The organism is Salinispora pacifica DSM 45544 (assembly GCF_000378845.1).
Lineage (GTDB): Bacteria > Actinomycetota > Actinomycetes > Mycobacteriales > Micromonosporaceae > Micromonospora > Micromonospora pacifica.
Map to the genome: position 1 here is coordinate 1,775,660 of NZ_KB905359.1, position 22,498 is coordinate 1,798,157.

The window sequence follows — 22,498 nt, forward strand, 5'->3', positions numbered from 1 at the left end:
GCGGGCAGCCCACCACCGACGGGCCGTGGCCGGCGCCGGATCAGCCGCCGTCAGCACCGACCTGGCCGTTCGCCTCGGTCAACGGGGGCGCTGATCCCCCTTGCCGAGCTTGTTGAAGTCGATCTTCGGAAGCTTGAATCCCGGGGGGAGTCCCTGGCCGGCCAGGTCGTCGGGGCCCAGGCCGGGCGGCAGCTGCGGCATGCCGGCGGGGAGACCGCCCCGCGCCCCCGCGCCGGTCCGCGACCGACCGCCACCCTTCCCGCCCTTACGCTTGTTCTTCGGCGACTTGGTCGCCTTTCGGCGCCCTCCGGGCAGACCCATCATGCCGCCCATCTGCTTCATCATCTTCTGGGCGTCGGTGAAGCGGTTGAGCAGCTGGTTGACGTCCATCACGGTGACCCCGGAGCCGTTGGCGATGCGGGCCCGGCGCGAGCCGTTGATGATCTTCGGATTGGTGCGCTCGGCCGGGGTCATCGACCGAATGATCGCGGTGACCCGGTCGAAGTGCTTGTCGTCCACCTCGGCGAGTTGGTCTTTCATCTGCCCCATGCCGGGCATCATGGCCAGCACGTTGGCGATCGGACCCATCCGCCGTACCGCGATGAGCTGGTCGAGGAAGTCCTCCAGGGTGAACTGCTCACCGCCCATCAGCTTGGCGGTCATCTTCTCCTTCTGATCGACGTCGAAGGCCTGTTCGGCCTGCTCGATCAGAGTGAGAACATCCCCCATGCCGAGAATCCGGCTGGCCATCCGATCCGGGTGGAAGACATCGAAGTCCTCCAGCTTCTCACCGGTGGAGGCGAAGAGAATCGGCTGGCCGGTGACCTCCCGGACCGACAGCGCGGCACCACCACGGGCGTCACCGTCGAGCTTGGAGAGGACCACACCGGTGATGCCGACGCCGTCCCGGAACGCCTCCGCGGTGCGCACCGCGTCCTGGCCGACCATGGCGTCGATCACGAAGATGACCTCGTCCGGGTTGACCGCGTCCCGGATGTCGGCGGCCTGCTGCATCATCTCGGCGTCGATACCGAGGCGGCCCGCGGTGTCCACGATGACGATGTCCCGGGCAGCCCGACGAGCGTGCTCGATCGAGGCGCGAGCCACCTGCACCGGGTCGCCGACGCCGTTGCCGGGCTCCGGTGAGTACACCTCGACGCCGGCGCGACCACCGAGCACCTGGAGCTGCCCGACGGCGTTGGGGCGCTGCAGGTCGGCGGCGACCAGCAGCGGCTGGTGGCCCTGGCCGCGCAGCCAACCGGCCAGCTTGCCGGCGAGCGTGGTCTTGCCGGAGCCCTGGAGACCGGCCAGCATGATCACGGTCGGCGGCTGCTTGGCGAACTGAAGCCGCCGCGCCTCGCCACCGAGGACGTTGACCAACTCCTCGTTGACGATCTTGACGATCTGCTGGGCCGGGTTCAGCGCCTGGGAGACCTCGGCGCCCCGCGCCCGCTCCTTGACTCGCGCGATGAAGCCCTTGACCACCGGCAGCGCCACGTCCGCCTCCAGCAACGCGAGGCGGATCTCGCGGGCGGTGGCGTCGATGTCGGCGTCGGTGAGCCGTCCCTTACCGCGGAGCTTGGTGAAGATCCCGGACAGGCGGTCACTCAAGGTGTCAAACACGCGAACATCCCGTTTGTCAGAGTTCTGGTGAGCACGAGCACGGCCGAACGAGCTGTCCAGCCACCGCTAGGGTATCCGGCCCGCGATCCACCCGCTTCCGGCCGGCACACGCGGCGCACCCGACACCCCCGGCGCCGCCCGCGTACCCGCCCTCCAGCCGACGGCATTCGCCCCCTCTCATCGCGCCGCAGCCAGGACAGCGGCCGAGATCTGGGCCTGGGTCTCGGCGTCCGGCCCGACGCCGACCAGGTAGAACGCGTCCACAGCGGCAGCACCGAGGGTAGAGATCCGCGCCGCCCGTAGCTGCACGCCCACCTCGTCCAGCGCCGCGCTGACCCGGTAGAGCAGACCGGCGGCGTCGGCCGCCCGCAGCTCCAACACCACCGCGTCGGTGGCCGCCTCCCGATACCACCGCACCTGGGGCGCCGGCCCCGCGCCACCGACGGCGACGGCCCGCTCCCGCAGCCGCTGGACCACCGACCCGTCGCCGGTTACGGCCCGACGCAGGTCGGCGCCGAGCGCCACCAGGTCCGGCGCGAGGCCGTACCGTGGCTGGACCCGGAACTCGACCAACGCCCGCCCGGACACCGTCGAGGCGTCCGCGGAGATCACGTCGAGCCGGTGCCGGGCCAGGCAACCGGCCACCGTCGTGAGCAGGCCACGCCGGTGGGCCGCCGCCACCGCCACCTCGTCCCCGGTCAGCCGGACCACCGGCAGCGGGCCAGCGACCAACGCCGGATCCGGTACCGGCGGTTCGGGTGGCCGACCGGTGTCCAGTGTGGTGCGTACCCGGGCCACCAGATCCGCGACGAGCCGTTCCTTCCAGCGTGACCAGGCGGCCGGGCCGGTGGCAGCCGCGTCGGCCCGGACCAGGGCGTGCAGCAGCTCCAGGGTGTTGGTGTCGACGACCTTCGCCGCCACGCCGGCCACGGTCACCGGATCGGCGAGGTCGCGCCGGGTCGCCACCTCGGGCAAGAGCAGGTGCAGCCGGACCAGCCGCCCGATCAGCGTCACCTCGGCCGCGGGCAGGCCGATCCGGGCGGCGACCGCCTCCGCGATCGGCGCGCCGACCTGGCTGTGGTCACCGGGTAGCCCCTTGCCCACGTCGTGCAGGAGGGCGCCGAGCAGCAGCAGGTCCGGCCGGTCCACCTCCCGGGTAAGCCGACTGGCCTCGTACGCCGTCTGCACCAGGTGTCGGTCGAGGGTGAACCGGTGCACCGGGTGGTGCTGCGGCAGGCTCCGGATTCGGGTCCACTCCGGTAACCAGCCGTCAACCAGCCCGTACCGGTCGCACGTCTCCCACACCGACACCAGCCCCGGCCCCGCGCCCAGGAGCGTGACCAGGGCGGTGCGCGCCGCGGCCGGCCAGGGAGTCGGCAGCGGCGGGCAGTAGGCGGCCAGCCACTCGCAGGTGGCCGCCGCGATCGGCAGACCGGTGGTCGCCGCCGCGGCGGCGACCCGCAGGGACAGGCTCGGCTCCGGACGTACCCCGATCACCGCGCGGGCGAGCACCAGCTCACCGTCGTGCTCGACCACGTCCCGGGCCACCGGCCGCCGGAGCGGTCGTCCGTCGGCGCCCCGGCGTTGGGCGCGGAGCCGGCCGGCCGCCCGGAAGGCGTCGTCCAGGGCGTGGCTGACGGTCCGGGCGTCGTTGGCGACCCGGCGCAGCAGCAGATCCCCCTCGTCCACCGGCTCCGCCGCCGGGTCGGTCCGCGGCTGGCGCAGCCCGAGCAGGGCGGCGACCCCGTCGCGTTCTGGGGCGACCAGCCGGTCCACCCGCCGACCGGCGCGCAGGTGCAGCGCGTCGCGGGTGTCCAGTAGCCGCAGGTGGGCGGCGCGGACCGCGGGCCGGAGCGCGGTGGTGACGCCGGCACGGGCGATCGCCCGGAGGAGTCCCACGTCGCGAAGCCCACCGGCCGCCTCCTTGAGGTCCCCCTCGAGCAGGAATGCCAGTTCCCCGTGGGCCGCCCACCGGGCCTCGGTCAGCTCGCGCAGCCCCGGCAGTCGGCGCACCGCGCTCCGTCGCCAGTGGTCGACGGCCGAACGAACCAGCCGGTCGGCCAGCGCCTCGTCACCCGCGACGAGGCGGGCGTCGAGCAGACCGAGAGCCACCCGGACATCATCCTGGGCGACCGCGAGGGCCTCGGGGACCGTTCGTACCGAGTGGTCGAGGCGCAGCCCGGCGTCCCAGACCGGATACCAGATGCTGGCGGCCAACTCGTCCACCTCGGGTACGTCGGCGTGCAGCAACAGCAGGTCGAGGTCCCCGTGTGGGGCGCACTGACGACGGCCGAGCCCGCCCACCGCGACCAGCGCGACCCCGTCCCGCCGGGGCAGCAGCCCGGCGAGCCAGCCGTCGATCGCCGCCGCCCGGGCTGCCCGGGCGGCGGCGTCGATCCCGCCGGGAGCACCGGTGACCTTGTTGATCAGGAGGCCCGGTCTGGCCGTACGCCTCTGGTGCAACAAGGTCATCGGTACCTCCTCCCGCCGGTGGGTGCCTACACGGCGTCGAGGCCGCGTTCGCCGGTACGGACCCGGACGACCTCCTCGACCGCGGTGACCCACACCTTGCCGTCACCGATCCTGCCGGTCCGGGCGGCGGCGACGACGGCATCGACGATCTTGGCGACATCCAGCTCGTCGGTGAGTACCTCCACCCGGATCTTGGGCAGAAACTCCACCGTGTACTCGGCGCCCCGATACACCTCGGTGTGCCCCTTCTGGCGGCCGTAGCCCTGGACCTCGCTGACGGTCAGGCCAGCCACCCCGAGCGCGTGCAGCGCCTCCTTCACCGCGTCCAGCTGGTACGGCTTGATGACCGCGGTCACCAACTTCATGTCCAACCCCTCCATTCCCGGAACGTTAACCAGCGACCTGCTCGACGGCGGGGCTCACCGCCGGCCGCCCGCCCACGGCGCCGACGCGACCTGCTCCGTGGCGCTGCTCTCCCCGGCGTGCTTCCCGCCGGCCAGGCCCGCCGCCGCGTACGCGCTGCCGCCGGCCGAGCCGGCGGCGGGCGAGAGGTCGTAGCCGCTCTCGGCGTGCTCGGCGATGTCGATCCCCTCGACCTCGGCCGCCCTGCTGACCCGGAAGCCGATCGTCTTCTCCAGGACGAGGGCGAGGACGAGGGCCACCGCGAAGGAGTAGCCGGTGACGATCAACGCGCTGAGTGCTTGGACGCCCAGCTGGGCCACCCCGCCCCCGTAGAAGAGGCCCTCGTCGGTGACCAGCGAGCTGACCGACGACGTGCCGAAGAGACCGATCCACAGGCAGCCGATCCAGCCACCGACGAAGTGCACGCCGACGACGTCGAGCGAGTCGTCGAAGCCCAGCCGGTACTTCAGGCTCACCGCCAACGCACAGACCGCACCGGCGACCAGGCCGAGCAGCACCGCGGCCCAGGGGGTGATGAAGGCACAGGCCGGGGTGATCGCGACCAGCCCGGCGATGGCGCCGGAGGAGGCGCCGACCAGGGTGGGCCGGCCGTCCCGCGCCTTCTCCACCAGCAACCAGCCGAGTACGGCGGCGGCGGTCGCCACCTGGGTGTTGACGAAGGCCAGCCCCGTGGTCAGGTCCGCGGTCAACTCGGAGCCGGCGTTGAAGCCGAACCAGCCGAACCAGAGCAGGCCGGCGCCGAGCGCGACCATCGGAACGTTGTGCGGCTTCATCGTCTCCCGGGGCCAGCCGAGCCGTCGACCCAGCACCAGCACCAGGGCCAGCGCCGCCGCACCGGCGTTGATGTGCACCGCGGTCCCACCGGCGAAGTCGAGCGCACCGAGCTCGGCACCGATGAATCCGCCGCCCCACACCCAGTGGGCGACCGGGAAGTAGACCAGACTCGCCCAGCCGACGACGAACAACAGCCAGCCGGAGAACTTGGCCCGGTCGGAGATCGCACCGCTGATCAGGGCGACCGTGATGACCGCGAACATCATCTGGAACGCCATGAAGACGTAGAGCGGGATGCCGGTCTCACCCCACAGGTCGGTCTCCGCCATGAAGGTCTTGGTGCCGAGATACTGGCCGAGGTCGCCGATGACCCCACCCTGGTCCGTGCCGAAAGCGGCGGAGAAACCGTAGAACAACCAGAGAATACTGACGAGCCCGATCGCGGAGAAGCTCATCATAATCATATTGAGGACGCCCTTGGCCCGGTTCAGGCCGCCGTAGAACAGTGCCAGTCCGGGCGTCATGAGCAGCACGATCGCGCTCGACACCAGCAGCCACGCGGTGTTGCCGGTGTCGATGGTCGGTGCTTCGGGCACGCTTGCCTCCTAAGTAAAGTTCCCTCCCTAACGGCTTCCGAGGCAGCACTGCCCGTCCACCGGTCACTCCGAATCCTGCTCGCCCCCTGTTTCCTGCAACGTCACCCGCCGATTTCCAGTCGATGACGACTTGTTTCGTATGTGTGAAGCGGGCCTTGACCAACCGAACGGATGATGCCGAGACCAGCCGATCGCCGGCTCGGTACACCCCCAGAGCTAAGCCCACGCTCGACTCCCGCCTTGTTCACGCAGCACGACAGTGGCCCCGTTCCCACCGGAGAACCGGTGGGAACGGGGCCTGGTGGATCCGGCGCGGCCGGCCCGCTACCCGGAACAGCCGGGTACGTTGACGCAGTTATTCGGCCGGTTCTTCGCCACGATGGTGCCGGTGGCGGTGTTCAGGTTCACCGTTCCACCCACCTCGTTGAAGATACCGCCGCCGTCGGTGACAGCGATGTTCTTGACAATCTTGGAAGTGAACAGGGTGGCCGTACCGGTGGCGGAGTTGAAGATGCCACCACCCTCGTCACCCGCCTGGTTGCCGGCGACCGACGTCCGCCGCAGTACCACCTGTCCACCGTTGAGGATCCCCCCACCGTCGGTGGCAGCGGTGTTGCCCTCGATCCGGCTGTCCTCGAGGACTGCCACGGGGGACACCGGAAGCCCCGCCGCAACGAACAGCCCGCCCGCGGTGAGCCCGGTCGCGGTGTTGTTGATGATGCCGACGCGTCGCATCGTGGTCTGACCGAATACCGCGACGCCCCCCGTCTCGCCGGCGGTGTTGTCCGCAATCTTCGAATCGGCGATGTAGCCGATCCCCTCCAGCTGGATGCCTCCGATACTGGTTTCGGCCTGGTTTCCCGTGATGGAGCTGTGTTCGATCCGGATCGCACCACCAGGGGCGCTCCCAATGCCAGCCCCATTGCTAGCCGTGTTCTTGTCCACCCGTGAGGACCTGACCGTGAGCTGACCCGTGGTGTAGACACCACCACCGTTCACGGCGGCGATGTTACGGCTGATGCTGGAGTGTTCGACAACAACCGTCCCACTGTTGGCCACCCCTCCACCGTCCTGGTCGGACACGTTGGTCACGACCTCGACGTGCTTCAGGGTGGCGCGGCCACCAGCGTTCACCAGGAGGCCGCCCCCGTCGCCGCTGGCGGTCTGCCCGCCGGTGACGGTGAGGTGTTTGAGGGTGAGGTCACCACCGACGTCCACGGCGAGAATGCGGAACGGGTCGACCGCGGCGGCGCGTTTGATGGTGGTGTGCTTTCCGCCGTTGAGGGTGATCGGGGTGGTGATGGTGGGGAGGCCGGCATCGTCGAGTTCGGCGGTGAGTAGATAGGTGCAGTCCTTGGCGAGGTCGAGGACAGCACCGCCGCGGGCGTTGGCGAGCGTGATCGCGGCGATCAGTTTGTCCGCGTCACAGGGGACGGGGATGCCCGTCCGGTGGTCTCCCCTGGTGGCGCCGGAGCGCCCGTCCGCGCCGGCGGCGGAGGTCGCGACGCCAATGGTGGCGGTGAGGGCCAGGCCGGTCACACCGGCGAGCCCGACGGCCCACCATCGTGATCTCGCCCGAACCCGGTCGGGGCGAGCAGGTGTGTGGGTGTGGTGCTGATGGTTCATGTCGTTTCGGTGTCCCTTCCCCCGTCATGGACGAGGAACGCACCGCCCCGGGTAGCCCGGTTGGCGTTCCTCGGCTACCAGGCAGGCAGTAGCAGCCACCACCGAGCAAAACCGACATGAAACCCAAATAAACATGAACCCGAAAAAGATACCCATATGAACTAGCGGATACGCTCCCGGCACGACTACCCCGGAACCCGAAGCGCGTCCTCCAGGATGTGCTGCTCGTAGTCGAGCAGGCGCAGGTCCCGCAGCGGGCGACGGAGGTGCCCACGGTTGACGATCCGCACGAAGGCCGGATCACCGGCAGCGGCCATCCGCCGGATGCCCTCCACATGGTCGACGATCCGCTTGCGGATGGTGCGCACCAGCCGATGCCGGTCGCGCGGGATGAGCCCGTACGCGTCGGCGAAGAGCCGCAGCCGCCGCGGCCGGTCCGGACGCCGCCACCCGAGGGTGATCGAGTCCCGGTCGGCGAAGACCGGCACCCAGGTCCACGCCGCGTAGGCGACGTCGTAGATGCGGGAGCCCGGCGAGGCGAGATCAAAATCGATCATTCCGAGGGTGCCGTCCGGGCGCCAGATCACGTTGTGCGGGGCGGCGTCGTGATGGCAGATCACCTCGCTCTCCGGCGACGGCCCGAAGGAACGCCACACCGCCCCCTCCGGCAGGACGAAGCCGTACTGCGCGTCGTGAAACATCCGCAGCATCGTCGCGACCGTCACCAGCGCCTCGTCGGTGACCCAGTGCGGGGCCAGCGGGTACTCCCCGCACTCCCCCTCCAGGTACGACAGCACCTCACGGTTCCGCTCATCCATCCCCAGCGCCCGAGGCGCGCCGGTGAAACCCACGTATTCCAGGTGCCGCAGCAGGGCGTGCACCGACGGTGTCCACGGGCCGGCGTTGCGCCGAACCGTGTCCCCGACCCGGACCACCGTGCTCACATTGCCGCCGCGCAGCGGGATCTCCTGGGCCATCACATAGGGCCGCCCGAGGCGGGAGGTCGGGCGGCGCGGGTCGCGCCAACCGGGGTGGGCGCGATCGTTGGTCATCACCGTGGGGTTACGCGTCCGACCCGGCCTCGGCGCCCAGCAACGCGTCCACGAACTGCGCGGGGTCGAACGGCGCCAGGTCGTCCTTCCCCTCGCCGAGACCGACCAGCTTCACCGGGATGCCCAGCTTGCGCTGCACGGAGATCACGATGCCGCCCTTGGCGGTGCCGTCAAGCTTGGTGAGCGCGACGCCGGTCACGTCCACCGCCTCGGTGAAGACCCGCGCCTGCTCCAGACCATTCTGGCCGGTGGTGGCGTCGAGGATCAGCAGCGTCTCGTCGATCGGGCCGTGCTTCTCCACCACCCGCTTGACCTTGCCCAGCTCATCCATCAGGCCGACCTTGTTCTGCAGCCGGCCGGCGGTGTCGACCAACACCGTGTCCACCCCGGTCTCGATCCCGCGTTTGACCGCGTCAAAGGCGACGCTGGCCGGATCGGCCCCCTCCGGGCCCCGGACGGTCTCCGCCCCGACCCGGCCGGCCCAGGTCTCCAGCTGGTCCGCGGCGGCGGCACGGAACGTGTCGGCAGCGCCGAGGATCACACTCCGGCCATCCGCCACCAGCACCCGAGCGACCTTGCCGCAGGTGGTGGTCTTCCCGGCCCCGTTGACCCCCACCACCAACAGCACCGCCGGTACGCCGTCCTTCGGCGCCGTGTGCAGGGCGCGGTCCAGCTCCGGGTCGAGGGCGTTGACCAGTTCGGCGGCGAGCAGCGCCCGCAGCTCGGCGACGGTGCGGGTGCCGAGCACCCGGGTCCGCTCGCGGAGCCGGTCAACGATCTCCCGGGTGGAGTCGATGCCGACGTCCGCGGTGATCAGGCTGTCCTCGATCTCCTCCCAGGTCTCCTCGTCGAGGCGGTCCCGACTGAGCAGGCCCAACAGCCCCTTGCCGAACACGCTCTGCGAGCGGGACAGCCGGGAACGAAGCCGAACCAACCGGCCGGCGGTCGGCTCCGGGACCTCCACCGGGACCTCAACCGGGACCTCCGGCACCTGCACCGGGGGAGCCGGCGCCGGCTCGACCAGGATCCCGGTGGGCGCCGCCTCGGCCGCCTCGACCGGCGGTCCGGCAACGTCCTCCTCGGCGCGGGTCTCGACCTCCGTCGTCGGCAACGGGGGCTCCCGACGGCGACGCAGCTTCGGCGCCACCAGCCCGACGGTGCCGAGAATCAGCACGCCGAGCAGGGCGAGTGCGATGAGGAGGTAATCCGTCATGCCCGAAATCCTGTCAGACGCGGGCGACCGCGTCTCCACCACCGCACCCCCACCGGAGACCCGGCGGGCAATAGGCTCGTCCGCACCCCTGCTGCGCCCGCCGGCCGGACAGCAGGGACGACACGCTCCTCGGGAGGCCCACCATGCCCGCCACAGACCTGCTGGTCGGCCCGCTGCTCCGCCGGGTGGTCGGCACGCAGGCCACCATCTGGGTGGAGACCAGCGCCCCGGCGACCGTCACCGTCCGTACCGCCGACGGCGCCACCGGCACCGCACCCACCTTCTCCGCCTACCAGCACCACTACGCCCTGGTCGTGGTCTCCGGGCTGGCCCCCGGCGCCGCCAGCAGCTACGAGGTACTGCTCGGAGGGGAGCTCGTCTGGCCACTGCCCGGCCCGTACCCGCCCAGCGTCATCCGTACCCGGGCCGCCGACGACCGGGACCAGCCGGTACGCCTGGTGTTCGGCTCGTGCCGGGAAGCCACCCAGCACGCCACCGGCCGCGAGCTGCCCCCGGACGCACTCGACGCGTACGCCCGTGGGCTGGCCGCCACCCCCGACCCGGCGGACCTGCCCGACCTGCTGGTGCTCCTCGGCGACCAGGTCTATGCCGACGAGACCTCACCGACCGTACGACGGCTGCTCCGGCGGCGCCGGCGGCGGCCGGTGGGCGCGCCGGTGGACCAGGTGGTCAGCTTCGACGAGTACACCAAGCTCTACCTGGAGTCGTGGCGCGTCCCGGAGACCCGCTGGCTACTCTCCACCGTGCCGAGCGTCATGATCTTCGACGACCACGAGATCGTGGACGACTGGAACACCTCCGCCGCCTGGCGCGCCCACGCCCGCGCCCAGCCCTGGTGGGGCGAGCGCATCAGCAGCGGGCTCGCCTCCTACTGGGTCTACCAGCACCTCGGCAACCTCGCCCCGGCGGAGATCGCGGCCGACCCGCTCTACGCGAGGGTGACCGCGGCCGAGGACGCCACCGACACACTCCGCGACTTCGGTCACCAGGTCGACCAGGAGTCCGGCCTCGCGCCCGGCCCCGAACCATGGCGGGCGAAGCGGTACCAGTGGAGCTTCGCGCTCGGAGTCGGCCGGACCCGCCTGGTCATGCTCGACAACCGGTGCAGCCGGGTGCTGGAGCCGGGCCGGCGGGCGATGCTCCCGCCGGCCGAGTGGTCCTGGCTGGTCGACCAGGCCCACGGCAGCTACGACCACCTGGTGGTGGGCTCGTCCCTGCCCTGGCTGCTGCCGCCCGGCATCCACCACGTGGAGGCGTGGAACGAGGTGCTCGCCGACTCGCGCCGACGCTGGGTGGCTGACGCGGCGGAGAAGCTGCGCCGCGCTGTCGACCTCGAGCACTGGGCGGCGTTTCGTCGCTCCTTCGACGCGCTCGGCGCCCTCTTCGCCCGCATCGGTGGCGGCGCACCGGACGGGACGACCCGGCCTCGCCGTGAGTCGGGTGAGTCGGGTGAGCTGGGGCAGCCGGGTGGGACCGGGCAGCCGGGTGGTGAGCCGGGGCAGCCCGGGCAGCCGGCGGAGCGCGCCCCGGGCGCCGCGCCGGCGTCGATCAGTGTCCTCAGCGGCGACGTGCACCACTCGTACGTGGCCCGGGCCCGGTTCGCCGATCCCGCGGTGGTCACCCCCGTACACCAGCTCACCTGCTCCCCGCTGCACAACCAGGTGCCGGCCGCGATGCGGCTACCGCTGCGGCTGGGCTGGTCACCTGCCCTGGCCATCGCTGCCCGAGCGCTGTCCCGCACCGCCGGGACCGGCCGGCCGGCGCTGCGCTGGACGAAGCTGGCCGGACCGTACTTCGGCAACGCCATCGGCACGCTGCGACACGACGGGCGGACAGCCGAGGTGACGATCGCGGGCACCACCGGCGCGGGTGGGCTGCAGGAGGTGATGCGCCACCAGCTCACCAGCGGCTGACGCCCGGCCAACACCGAAGGCCGTCCCGGCTCGCCGGACGGCGCCGGGTCCGGTCCAGATGGCGCCGGCATGAGCCCTCGCCGGGGGTAGTGCGCTCGTCCCGGACCCGCTACGCGAGGATACGGCCATGATCTGGAAAGCACCTGAGATCGACCGCCGGCCCGAGCCCGACCTCGGCACGGAACGTACCCTGCTCACCGGCTGGCTCGACTACCATCGAGACACCCTGCTGCACAAGTGCGCGGGCCTGACCGTCGACCAGCTACGCACCGCGAGCGTCGCACCGTCCCCGCTCTCCCTCCTCGGCCTGGTTCGGCACATGACCTACGTCGAGCGGGCGTGGTTCCGGCAGCGTTTCGCCGGGCAGGACCTGCCCGACCTGTTCGACTTCACCGCTGATCCGGACGCGGAGTTTCGGGTGGAGACCGCCGACCCGGAGGCCGACTTCGCCGCGCTCCGGGCCGAGATCGCGGCCGCTGACGCCGCCGCCGCCGGGCGCGACCTCGACGAGGAGTTCACGATGCGCCGACGGGACGGCGGCAGCGACCAGCTCAGCCTGCGCTGGGTCTACCTCCACATGATCGAGGAGTACGCCCGGCACAACGGCCACGCCGACCTGATCCGGGAACGCCTCGACGGCGTCACCGGAGACTGATCGTCAGCCGGCCGGGGCCAGGGCGGCCCGCAGGTAGCGCAGGTCGCCGGGGCCGCTCCAACGGTGCGCCGACAGGCCGGCCACCCGGGCCCCCGCGACCACCCGGTCGTCGTCGTCAACGAGCAGCACCCGCGACGGCGAGGTGCGCAGCGCCTCGCAGGCCGCCTCGAAGTACTCCTTCGCCGGCTTGTGCGTGCCGACGACCGACGAGTTGACCACCACATCCAGCTCACCCTCGAGCCCGAGGGCGGCGAGGTCGGCATCGAGTACGTCGGTGGCGTTCGTGGCGAGCCCGACCGGGACCCCGGACGCCCGGACCTCCCGGACGAACGTCAGCACCTGCGGGTCGACCTCGCCCCGGTAGCGCTGCCACTCGTGCACAGCCGCCTGAGCCTGCTGCTCCCCCACCGACGGGGCCAGCGCCGCGGCCACGCTGGCCATCCACTCGGCGTGGCTCACCCGGCCGGTCAGTACCGGCTGGAGCAGCCCCCAGGACATCGCGATCTCGTTGAGGACACCTTCGGTGAGCCCGTACGCCTGCTCGACGCCGGCGGCGACCGCCGGGTCCCAGCGGCGCAGCACCCCATCGAAGTCCACCAACAACGCCGTCGCTCGTTCCCGACTCACTCGCTATCCTCCTGCCCGCCCCCGGCTCGGTCGAGCCGCTGGCTGATTACCTGGGTAACCCCGTTTCGCATGGTCACGCCGTAGAGCGCGTCCGCGACCTCCATCGTCCGCTTCTGGTGCGTGATGACGATCAGCTGGCTCCTCTCCCGCAGCTGCGTGAGCAGTGTGAGCAGGCGACCCAGGTTCACGTCGTCGAGCGCCGCCTCCACCTCGTCCATGATGTAGAAGGGACTGGGCCGAGCCCGGAAGATCGCCACCAGCATCGCCACCGCGGTCAGCGACCGCTCCCCACCGGAGAGCAGCGACAACCGTTTGATCTTCTTGCTCGGCGGGCGGGCCTCCACCTCGACGCCGGTGGTGAGCAGGTCGTCCGGATCGGTGAGGACCAGCCGCCCCGCACCGCCGGGGAAGAGTACGCCGAAGACCTGCTCAAACTCCCGGGCGGTGTCGGCGAACGCGCTGGCGAAGACCGACAGGATCCGGTCGTCCACATCCTTGACCACGGTCAACAGGTCCCGCCGGGTGGCCTTCAGGTCCTCCAGCTGCTCGGTCAGGAACTTGTACCGCTCCTCCAGCGCCGCGAACTCCTCCAGCGCGAGGGGATTGACCTTGCCGAGCAGGGTCAATTCCCGCTCCGCCTTGGCGGCCCGCTTCTCCTGCACCGCCCGCTCGTACCCGACCGCCTCGGGCACGGGCTGGCCGTCCCGTTCGGCGGCGGCGACCTCGGCGTCGGTCGGCGGGACCGGCTGGGTCGGACCGTACTCGGCGATCAGGGTCGCCAGGTCCAGGCCGAAGTCCTCGGCCGCCTTCGCCTCCAGCTGCTCGATCCGCAGCCGTTGCTCGGCGCGGGCGACCTCGTCCCGGTGCACCTGGCCGGTGAGCCGCTCCAGCTCCGCCCCGAGGCGCTTCGCGGCGCCGCGCACCTCGGCGAGCTCGGCCTCCCGGGCCGCGCGTTGGCTGGCCACGGCGTCCCGCTGCTGCGCCGCCTGGTCGATGGAGACCTCAAGCCGGGCCAGCGCCGTGTGCGCTCCGGCGGCCACCGCCCCGGCGACCGCGGCCCCCCGGGTACGTACCGCCCGCCGCGCCGCCGCCCGCTCCCGGGCGGCCCGCTCAGCCGTGGCCTGCCGGCGGAGCGAGTCGGCCCGGCCGGCGATCGAGGAGACCCGCTCCTCGGCGGTACGCACCGCCAGCCGTACCTCCATCTCGTTCTGCCGGGCTCGGGGGAGGGCCGCGGCGAGTTCGTCGCGCTCCTCGGTGGAGGGTTCGGCGTCCACCGGTGCCTCCTCGGCCAGCCGCAGCCGCTCGGCCAGCTCGGTCAGGCTGGTGAGGTCCCGCTCGCGGGCCTCGACGGCGCGGGAGCGGGCCGCACCGAGCCGTTCGGTCTCGGCCTGCGCGGACCGGGCCGCGGCCCCCAGTTCGGCGAGGCGGCGAGCGGCGGCGTTGCGGTGCCCCTCAGCCTCCCGCTTCGCCGCGGCGGCCTGCTGCACCGCCTCCTTCGCCACCGCCACCTCGGCCCGGGCCTGCACCAGCTGCTCACGCAGCTGCGCAGCGGTCTGCTCGGCGGCAGCGCGATGGGTCCGCGCCTCCTCCACGGCGGCCTGCACCTCGATGAAGCTCGGCGCCTTGGCCGACCCGCCGGCGGCCGCGTACGCCCCGAGCACGTCCCCCTCCGGGGTCACCGCCCGCAGCTCGGAATTGTCGCCGATGACCTCGGCGGCGGTGACGAGGTCGGGGACGAGGACGACATCCCGCAGTGCCCGGTGTACGGCTGGACGGAGCTGTCCGTCGCACTCCACGAGGTCTGGCGCCCACTGGGCCCGGTCCGGCAGCTTGGGGCGCAGCGCGTCGGCTGGGCCGGTCATGCCGGGGCCGGCCGGGCTACCCACCAGCAGACCAGCGCGACCAGCATCGGAAATCTTGAGTAGGCGGATCGCTTCGGCCGCCTCGTCCACGCCGCTGACCACGACGGCGTCGGCGAGCCCGTCCAACGCAGCGGCGAGCGCAGCCTCGTGCCCGGGCGCGACGGTGAGCAGCCCGGAGAGGCCGCCGAGCAGCCCCGGCACCTCACCCGCCCGAGCCAGCAGGGCGCCCGCGCCATCCTTACGGCGCAGGCCCAGGGCGAGCGCCTCCTCGCGGGCCTTCCAGGTGGCGGCTTCCTTCTCCGCGGACCGCTCGGCGTCGCTGCACGACCGCACCCCCGCCTGTGCCTGCTCCTGGACGGCGACCGCCTCCGCGTGGCGGGCGTCCAGGCCGGCGTTGTCCCGATCGGCCTCGGTGGACTGCTCCGCCACGGCGTCCAGCTCGGCCTGGGCCCGTTCCGCCCGAGCCGAAGCGTCGGCGTGCGCGGTGCTGAGGCGCTCGATCTCCTCACCGGCGGTGGCCGTGCGGGCACGGGCGGAGTTGACCTGCCCCGCCAGCCGGGCCAGCCCCTCCCGCCGGTCGGCGATGGCCTTCGCCGCCGTCACCAGCGCCCGCTCGGCGGCGGCGAGCTGCTGCTCCAACTCCTGGCGGTGCTCCACCGCCTCGGCCAGCCGCACCTGGTCGTCGGTGAGTGCCGCGCGGAGCTCCTCCTCCTGCTCGCGGACGTGCTCCGCCTCCACCTCGAGCTGGTCCGGGTCCCGACCCGGCCGCTCATCGTCCGGCGTGGCGCTCAGGTGGCGCCGCCGCTCCCGGGCCAGCTGCTCCATCGACCGGAATCGCTCCTGCAGCGCCGAGAGCCGGTACCAGGTGTCCTGGGCGGCGGCGAGCAGTGGGGCGTCCTCGGCGAGCGCCGCCTCCAGCTCGCCGAGGCGGGCCTGCACCTCGGCATGCTCGGCCTCTGTTCGCTCGCGCCGCTCGCGCAGCGCGGTCTCGTCCGCGATCTCCTTGGCCAGGGTGCTGCGTAGGGTGGCGAGGTCGTCGGCGAGCAGTCGGAGCCGGGAGTCCCGCAGGTTCGCCTGGATAACCGCGGCCCGGCGGGCCACCTCGGCCTGCCGGCCGAGTGGCTTGAGCTGGCGGCGCAGTTCGGCGGTGAGGTCGGTGAGCCGGTTCAGGTTGGTCTGCATCGCGTCGAGCTTCCGCAGCGCCTTCTCCTTGCGCTTGCGGTGTTTGAGGACGCCGGCCGCCTCCTCGATGAAGGCCCGCCGGTCTTCCGGTTTGGCGTGCAGCATGCCGTCGAGCCGCCCCTGGCCGACGATGATGTGCATCTCCCGGCCGATACCGGAGTCGCTGAGCAGCTCCTGAATGTCGAGCAGCCGACAGGAGTCACCGTTGATCTCGTACTCGCTCTCACCGGAGCGGAACATCCGGCGGGTGATCGAAACCTCGGTGTACTCGATGGGCAGCGCGCCGTCGGTGTTGTCGATGGTGAGGGTCACCTCGGCCCGGCCCAGCGGCGCCCGCCCGGCGGTGCCGGCGAAGATGACATCTTCCATCTTGCCGCCCCGCAGTGCCTTCGCGCCCTGCTCGCCGAGGACCCAGGCGATAGCGTCGACAACGTTTGACTTGCCGGAGCCGTTCGGACCCACCACGCAGGTGATGCCCGGCTCCAACTTCAGCGTCGTCGCTGAGGCGAAGGACTTGAAGCCCTTGACCGTCAGGCTCTTGAGATACACCTTCTCGATCCTCGTCCGGTGGCCGCCGTACCGTCGCCCGGCCGCGCGGACCTGGTGAACCCGCAGACTAACCCGCTGTCGGCAGCCACCGCGCACGCGACCCGCCTGCGGCGCGACCGCCGGGCAGCTCCGATTCAGGTTTCCGCCCGAGTCGAGCAGGACGCACGGTGACTCGGGGCCCTGATGCGGCTCCCCTGGCACCGAATCAGGTGCCGGACCGCACAGGTGACGGGAGCCACAGGTGCCGGGAGCCACAGTTGCCGGGGGCACCAGCGCTGACGTACCCAGCTGGCGATGCGCACCGGGTGACGGGCTACACAGAACCGCGCGCCGGCACGGTCGTGTCGGCGCGCTTCTTACCTGGTGCGATTCGGTTTTCTACGGACTGCGGACCAGTGCGGACCTGGTGGATCAGGTCAGCGCGGGCTCAGCGAGACGGAGTAGGTCATCCGCCTCGGCCGCCGCTGCCGCGAGCCGATCGTTCTCGGCACGCAACCGCGTGATCTCGAACTCCAGTGCCTGAACCGTGGCACGCAGTCGGGTGACCTCGTCGAGCAGGCGCCGATCGGGCGCCGCACCTACGTGGCCGTACAGGGCCTTCGCCATGTTGACTCCTTGATATGCGCTGCCGGAAGAGCCGGCCAACGCGCGCCCAGTTAGTACGCGACTGTCAATCCAGCAAATTCTGGGCATGACCGGGCGCGACTGGCGACACCTACATATTGAGCTGACACCCCCTCCTTCGTCAAGTTGCTACAGGCCGTGACCATCTCCACGTCGACCTGTCCACCTAACGGGGGCTGCCTCTCGGCGCGGACATGCGCTGTCCGGACCACTTAACTGTACGCACTACTTCCGCCAACTCCCCACCCCGCGAGTCCGGGTTCCCCTTAACTCTTTCTTAGCCACGTTGCCGCAGGCAGCGGCTGCGACGTAGCGTCGCCCCGGCCCGCACCTCAACCCGTGGAGGCGACCGTCGTGTACGGCTGGAACGACCCGAGGAACCCGGACGGTAGTCGTCGGCAACCAGAACCGCCGGCTGACCAACCAGCGTGGCCGACGGACCGCCCGGAGCCACGCTCTGCCTACCTGTTCGGTGACGAGCCGGACAACCCCTCCGGCGGCTGGGAGCAGCCCACCGACCGATGGGACCGGCCCGCCAACGAGTGGGACAAGCAGCAGCCGACCGCGCGCTGGGGGCCCGACTCCGAGCCCGCCCGGGGCTGGGGAGCCGGGGAGCAGCCGCGCCACGGACGCTCCGGTGACCCCTACCAGGAGCAGCCCACGCGGGGCTGGGAAGCCACCCCGAACCGGCAGCACGGAGAGCCCACCCAGAGCTGGCAGCCCGACCGGTCGGGCGACTGGCGGGTCGCGGGCCGGCCGGACGAATCCACCGGCAGCCGGCACGGCGCGGCCACCCCCGCCGGGCAGCCCGAACCCACCGGCCAGTGGCCGCCCCCGAAGCCGACCGACTGGTACGCCGACGAACCGACGACCAGCATGCCGCCCGTCGTGGAAGCCGCTGCACCAACCGGTGAGCTGGCGGCCGACGAGGATCGGCCCGGCCGGCGGAACCGGCGACCGCTGCTCATCGGCGGAGCTGCGGCGGCAGCCACACTGGTGGTGAGCCTCGGGGTCGGCGCCGCCGCCCTCTCTGGTGGTGGTGGGGCCAGCCCCACCTCGGCCATCGACGACATCGTGGCGACCAGCCCGACCGCGGAGGGTGGATTCCCCGACACATCACCGACCTCCGCCAGCCCCAGCGCCACACCGACCACGGCGTCGCCCACGCCGTCGCCGTCGGTCAGCCCCAGTCGTAAGCCGAGCCCGACGGCGTCGCGCTCCACCGCCACCTCCCAGCCCGCCCCGACCCGTAGCACCGCGCCCCCCAACACCACCAAGCCCGCCAACGGCGACGTCGGCAAAGACGCCGCCGAGGTGGTGCGCCTGGCCAACGTTGAGCGCGCGAAAGCCGGCTGCGGGGCGTTGGGCATCGACGACAAGCTGATGACCGCCGCCCAGCGACACAGCCAGGACCAGGCCGACAACAAGAAGATGACACACACAGGCAGCAACGGCAGTAGCCTCGGCGACCGCGTCAACAATGTCAGCTACCAGTGGAGCTCCATCGGGGAGAACGTCGCCTGGAACCAGCAGTCGCCGGCGGCGGTGATGAAGGCCTGGATGAACAGCCCCGGCCACCGGGCGAACATCCTGAACTGCTCCTTCACCGAAATCGGGGTCGGCATCGCGAACAGCAACGGACCCTACTGGACGCAGGTCTTCGCCGCGCCCCGTTGACCACGGGTCGTCGTCCGCGTCATCCACCACCTGGGTGCCCGGTTGGGCAGCGCCGAACGGCGTGCCTCAACCGGGCGCCTTCGGTTCAGCCGCGCGGCGGCTGGGGAGGCAACCGCGACGGCGCGGCGTTCAGGATGCCGGCCCACGCGGCCGCGGCTGGCAGCGCGGGCAGCTGAACGACGAGCGGTTCATGAACGCCTCACGGCGCACCGGCGCACCGCACCGCCGGCATGGCTGGTCCGCCCGCCCGTATACGTTCAGCGCCCGGTCGAAGTAACCACTCTCGCCGTTGACATTGACGTACAGGGCGTCGAAGCTCGTTCCGCCCTCCTTGATCGCCTCGCCGAGCACGTCCCGGACGTGCCCGAGTAGGCGCAGTGCGGCCGGGCCGGTCAGCCCGTCGGCGGGCCGGGCGCCGTGCAACCGAGCCCGCCAGAGCGCCTCGTCGGCGTAGATGTTGCCCACGCCGGAGAGCAGCGTCTGATCCAGCAGCGCCCGCTTGATCTCGGAGCGGCGGCGGCGTAGCGCCGCGACGAAGGTGGCGTCGGAGAACTCCGGGTCCAGCGGGTCCCGGGCGATGTGCGCGATCTCCGCGGGTAGTTCCGCGCCCCCGGCGCTGACCGACAAGCCGCCGAACGTTCGCTGGTCGACGAAGCGCAACTCGGGTCCGTCATCCGCGAACCGAAACCGGACCCGAAGGTGGGTTTCGTCCGGCGCCGCAGCGGGCTGCAGGAGCAGTTGCCCCGACATACCGAGGTGCCCGATCACCGCATCGCCGCTGTCCAGCGGTAGCCACAGGTACTTTCCGCGCCGCCGCACGTCCCGGACCGTCGTCCCGACGAGCACATCGGCGAAGTGGGCGACACCCGCAGCGTGTCGGCGTACCGCCCGCGGGTGCAGCACCCGCACCTCGGCGATCCGCCGGCCGATCACCCACTGCGCCAGCCCCTGCCGGACGGTCTCGACCTCCGGCAGCTCAGGCACTGCCGGCTGCCCCGCTGCCGGCGCTGGCCGGTTCTTGCCCCGCCTGCTCGGTCAGCGTCCGCCAGGCCGCTTCGGCGGCCCGCTGCTCGGCTTCCTTCTTGCTCCGCCCCTCCGCGCCGCCGTACCGCCGGCCCGCCACCACCACCCAGGCGGTGAAGGTCTTCAGGTGGTCCGGCCCCGTGCCCTCGATTCGGTACTCGGGGACGCCCAACCCCTGCGCGGCGGTCAGCTCCTGCAGGCTGGTCTTCCAGTCCAACGCCGCGCCGCGCCCGGCCGACTCGGCCATCAACGGGTCGAAGAGCCGGTGGATGACGCTCGCCACGGTCTCCAGGCCGCTCTCGAGATAGATCGCACCGAGCAGCGCCTCCAGCGTGTCGGCGAGGATGCTCGCCTTGTCCCGCCCGCCGGTGCTCTCCTCCCCCTTGCCGAGCAGCAGATACGGGCCGAGGCCGGTGGGTCCCAAACCGCGGGCCACCTCGGCGAGGGCCCGCATGTTGACCACGCTGGCCCGCAGCTTTGCCAGCTGCCCCTCGGGCAGGTCGGGGTGGTTGTGGAACAACGCGGTCGTGATCACCACGCCGAGCACCGAGTCGCCGAGAAACTCCAGCCGCTCGTTGGTGGGCAGACCGCCGTTCTCGTACGCGTACGAACGGTGGGTCAACGCCCGCTCCAGCAACTCCGGGTCCAGCGCCACGCCGAACGCCGCCTCCAGGTGTCCGACGGCCGGTCGCCGACGCTTGTCGATGCTCATGATGTGCGTACCTCGGTGTCGGTGATGCGGTCGTAGCGGTCCGTGGGAGCTTCCGTGCCGAGATCGGAGAGAAGCGCACGGACCTGGTCGGTGGCCTCACGCCGGGCCAGGTGGGCGGCCAACGCGATACCCGAGGCGATGTCCCCTCCGTGGGCAGCACCATGGCACACCACCACCGTGCCAGCGACGCCGAGCAGGGCGGCGGCCCGGGGAGCCCGGCCGCCAGCCGGTGGGCCACCGGTCAACGCGTACGCGCCCTCGATCGCCTTGAGCAGCACGTTACCGGTGAATCCGTCGGTGACCACCACATCGGCGCGCGCGCCGGACGCGACGTCGTATCCCTCGACCAAGCCGATATAGCGGGCGGCGCACGGCAGCAGCGCCGTGGCGAGGGCGGGATCGGCCAGGCGTCGCGCGCGATCGCCCTTGCCGGGCTCGGTGCCGATCGAGAGCAACCCGACCCGCGGTGACTCAAGCGCATGCGTGACGACGGCGTACGCGGCACCGAGCGCCGCGTGCCGGGCGAGGGTAGCCGGACGGGGCTCCAACGAGCCGCCGACGTCCAGGAGGACCACCGGACCGTTGACCCCGGGCAGGGTGGCGGCCAGGGCTGGCTGCCGGACGTCGGGCCAGCGGCCGAGCCCGAGCGCAGCAGCGGTGACGGTGGCCCCGGTCGAACCAGCGGAGACGAGCGCGTCGGCGGCGCCGTCCCGGACAGCGTCCACCGCGGCGCCAACGGTGGAGTTGGCGCGGGCGGTGGTGTGGTCTCCCCGCTCAGCGGGGCAAGTCGTGATCCGGACGCGCTGCGCCGGATCGAGGGTGGCGGTCAGCTCGCCGACGGCCTCGGGCGGGCCGACGAGCAGAACGTGTAGGTCGGGGTCGGCACGGACGGCCCGCAGAACGCCGTCAACCACGACGGCGGGAGCGTCGTCCCCGCCGAGGAGGTCGACGGCGATCCGCACGATGCCCGGCTCCGCCGGGACCTCGACCGGAACAGGCCAGCCGGTGGCGATGGGAGCCGGGGCATCGGGCGCGCGCCGGGGCGCACGCGCCGCCCGACCAGAGGTCGGGGGCGTCACTCGTCGTCCAGGTCAGACCTCAAGGACCTGGCGGCCGTTGTAGGTGCCGCAGACGGAGCAGGCGGCGTGCGGCAGCTTGGCCGACTTGCACTGCGGGCAGGCCACGGTCGCAACCGCCGCGGTCTTCCACTGCGCCCGACGGGACCGGGTGTTGCTGCGCGACATCTTGCGCTTGGGGACGGCCACGGTTCTTACTCCTCTTTACGGGTCAGTTGCGACAGGGCCGCCCAACGCGGGTCGACCTGCTGGTGGCTGTGATCGGCCGGCAGCTCAGCCCAGCCCACCCCGCAGTCGGGGCAGAGGCCTGGGCAGTCCTCCCGGCAGAGCGGGTTGGTCGGCAGCGTCAACACCACCGCGTCCCGCAGCACCGGCTCCAGGTCGATCAGATCGCCCTGCATCCGGCCCACCTCGTCCTCGTCGGCCGTCATGTCCGTGGTGCTGTTCTCGTACGCGTACAGCTCCTGGACCGGGACGGCCGCGACGTCGTCGATCTCGCGCAGGCAGCGGCTGCACTCGCCCCTGATGGGAACACTGATGGTCCCGGAGACGAGCACCCCCTCGGATACCGACTCCAACCTCAGGTCGAGGTCGAGATCAGCACCGGCCGGCACGCCGATCAACTCCACGCCGAGGTCCGCCGGTGCCGCCGCCACCCGCCGGACCGTACGCAACGCGCCAGGTCGACGCGGCAGGTCTCTCGTGTCGAGGACCAGCGGCGACCTGGGGTCGAGTGGTGCAGGCGTGTGCTTGGGCATAGTTAGACTCCGGCCGGTGGGAGGGCCGACACCCGAGATT

The 22,498-nt window shown here is 71.8% G+C and carries 18 protein-coding genes; 3 read left to right on the forward strand and 15 right to left on the reverse strand.

Annotated features, from left to right (window positions below; genetic code table 11):
• Positions 1-78 precede the first annotated feature (78 nt).
• The 7 genes from ffh to ftsY all read right to left on the reverse strand — a co-directional run bounded on the left by ffh (position 79) and on the right by ftsY (position 9,779).
• On the reverse strand, positions 79-1,623 hold the full coding sequence (gene ffh / locus SALPAC3_RS0108040; protein WP_018220729.1) for a signal recognition particle protein: 1,545 nt from the start codon (positions 1,621-1,623) through the stop codon (positions 79-81).
• A 177-nt stretch (positions 1,624-1,800) separates the two neighbouring features.
• Positions 1,801-4,095 carry a [protein-PII] uridylyltransferase gene (locus SALPAC3_RS0108045; RefSeq protein ID WP_018220730.1) on the reverse strand — a complete coding sequence of 765 codons (2,295 nt, stop codon included), beginning with the start codon at positions 4,093-4,095 and terminating at the stop codon, positions 1,801-1,803.
• Between the two features lie 26 nt (positions 4,096-4,121).
• Positions 4,122-4,460: a P-II family nitrogen regulator gene (locus SALPAC3_RS0108050; protein WP_033660444.1), complete on the reverse strand. Its 339-nt coding sequence runs from the start codon at positions 4,458-4,460 to the stop codon at positions 4,122-4,124.
• Positions 4,461-4,514: 54 nt separating this feature from the next.
• Entirely contained in the window at positions 4,515-5,888 is a 1,374-nt protein-coding gene (locus tag SALPAC3_RS0108055) for an ammonium transporter (protein WP_018220732.1), read from the reverse strand.
• 324 nt (positions 5,889-6,212) lie between these two features.
• Complete coding sequence (locus SALPAC3_RS0108060) at positions 6,213-7,427, reverse strand: right-handed parallel beta-helix repeat-containing protein (RefSeq protein ID WP_018220733.1); 1,215 nt, start codon at positions 7,425-7,427, stop codon at positions 6,213-6,215.
• Positions 7,428-7,699: 272 nt separating this feature from the next.
• The gene (locus tag SALPAC3_RS0108065; protein WP_018220734.1) at positions 7,700-8,566 is read right to left on the reverse strand and encodes an aminoglycoside phosphotransferase family protein; all 867 of its coding nucleotides are present in this window, start codon (positions 8,564-8,566) and stop codon (positions 7,700-7,702) included.
• A gap of 10 nt (positions 8,567-8,576) precedes the next feature.
• Positions 8,577-9,779 (reverse strand): signal recognition particle-docking protein FtsY, encoded by a 1,203-nt coding sequence (ftsY, locus tag SALPAC3_RS0108070; RefSeq protein ID WP_018220735.1) that lies wholly within the window; start codon positions 9,777-9,779, stop codon positions 8,577-8,579.
• 143 nt (positions 9,780-9,922) lie between these two features.
• Between ftsY and SALPAC3_RS0108075 the strand changes: the two genes are divergently transcribed.
• Positions 9,923-11,713: an alkaline phosphatase D family protein gene (locus SALPAC3_RS0108075; protein WP_018220736.1), complete on the forward strand. Its 1,791-nt coding sequence runs from the start codon at positions 9,923-9,925 to the stop codon at positions 11,711-11,713.
• A 127-nt stretch (positions 11,714-11,840) separates the two neighbouring features.
• Complete coding sequence (locus SALPAC3_RS0108080; RefSeq protein ID WP_018220737.1) at positions 11,841-12,368, forward strand: DinB family protein; 528 nt, start codon at positions 11,841-11,843, stop codon at positions 12,366-12,368.
• Between the two features lie 3 nt (positions 12,369-12,371).
• On the opposite strand, the gene SALPAC3_RS0108085 is transcribed toward SALPAC3_RS0108080, so the two are convergent.
• From SALPAC3_RS0108085 to SALPAC3_RS0108095, 3 genes are all read right to left on the reverse strand, one after another.
• Positions 12,372-12,995 carry an HAD family hydrolase gene (locus tag SALPAC3_RS0108085; protein ID WP_018220738.1) on the reverse strand — a complete coding sequence of 208 codons (624 nt, stop codon included), beginning with the start codon at positions 12,993-12,995 and terminating at the stop codon, positions 12,372-12,374.
• Positions 12,992-16,588: a chromosome segregation protein SMC gene (gene smc, locus SALPAC3_RS0108090; RefSeq protein WP_018220739.1), complete on the reverse strand. Its 3,597-nt coding sequence runs from the start codon at positions 16,586-16,588 to the stop codon at positions 12,992-12,994. Before smc ends, SALPAC3_RS0108085 begins: the two co-directional genes overlap by 4 nt.
• Positions 16,589-16,999: 411 nt before the next feature.
• A complete protein-coding gene (locus tag SALPAC3_RS0108095) occupies positions 17,000-17,194 on the reverse strand; it encodes a hypothetical protein (protein WP_012181397.1) in 195 nt (64 codons plus the stop codon).
• A gap of 357 nt (positions 17,195-17,551) precedes the next feature.
• Here SALPAC3_RS0108095 and SALPAC3_RS0108100 point away from each other — a divergent pair, with 357 nt between their 5' ends.
• A complete protein-coding gene (locus SALPAC3_RS0108100; RefSeq protein ID WP_018220741.1) occupies positions 17,552-18,889 on the forward strand; it encodes a CAP domain-containing protein in 1,338 nt (445 codons plus the stop codon).
• A 129-nt stretch (positions 18,890-19,018) separates the two neighbouring features.
• On the opposite strand, the gene mutM is transcribed toward SALPAC3_RS0108100, so the two are convergent.
• The 5 genes from mutM to SALPAC3_RS0108125 form a co-directional block, all read right to left on the reverse strand.
• Positions 19,019-19,873 (reverse strand): bifunctional DNA-formamidopyrimidine glycosylase/DNA-(apurinic or apyrimidinic site) lyase, encoded by an 855-nt coding sequence (mutM, locus tag SALPAC3_RS0108105; RefSeq protein ID WP_018220742.1) that lies wholly within the window; start codon positions 19,871-19,873, stop codon positions 19,019-19,021.
• Positions 19,866-20,624: a ribonuclease III gene (rnc, locus tag SALPAC3_RS0108110; RefSeq protein WP_018220743.1), complete on the reverse strand. Its 759-nt coding sequence runs from the start codon at positions 20,622-20,624 to the stop codon at positions 19,866-19,868. Before rnc ends, mutM begins: the two co-directional genes overlap by 8 nt.
• The gene (locus SALPAC3_RS0108115) at positions 20,621-21,637 is read right to left on the reverse strand and encodes a fatty acid synthesis plsX protein (protein WP_050563734.1); all 1,017 of its coding nucleotides are present in this window, start codon (positions 21,635-21,637) and stop codon (positions 20,621-20,623) included. The genes rnc and SALPAC3_RS0108115 overlap by 4 nt, the downstream gene beginning before the upstream one ends.
• A 78-nt stretch (positions 21,638-21,715) precedes the next feature.
• Entirely contained in the window at positions 21,716-21,889 is a 174-nt protein-coding gene (rpmF, locus tag SALPAC3_RS0108120) for a 50S ribosomal protein L32 (protein WP_012181392.1), read from the reverse strand.
• A 5-nt stretch (positions 21,890-21,894) separates the two neighbouring features.
• The gene (locus SALPAC3_RS0108125; RefSeq protein ID WP_026185347.1) at positions 21,895-22,458 is read right to left on the reverse strand and encodes a YceD family protein; all 564 of its coding nucleotides are present in this window, start codon (positions 22,456-22,458) and stop codon (positions 21,895-21,897) included.
• Between the last annotated feature and the right edge of the window lie 40 nt (positions 22,459-22,498).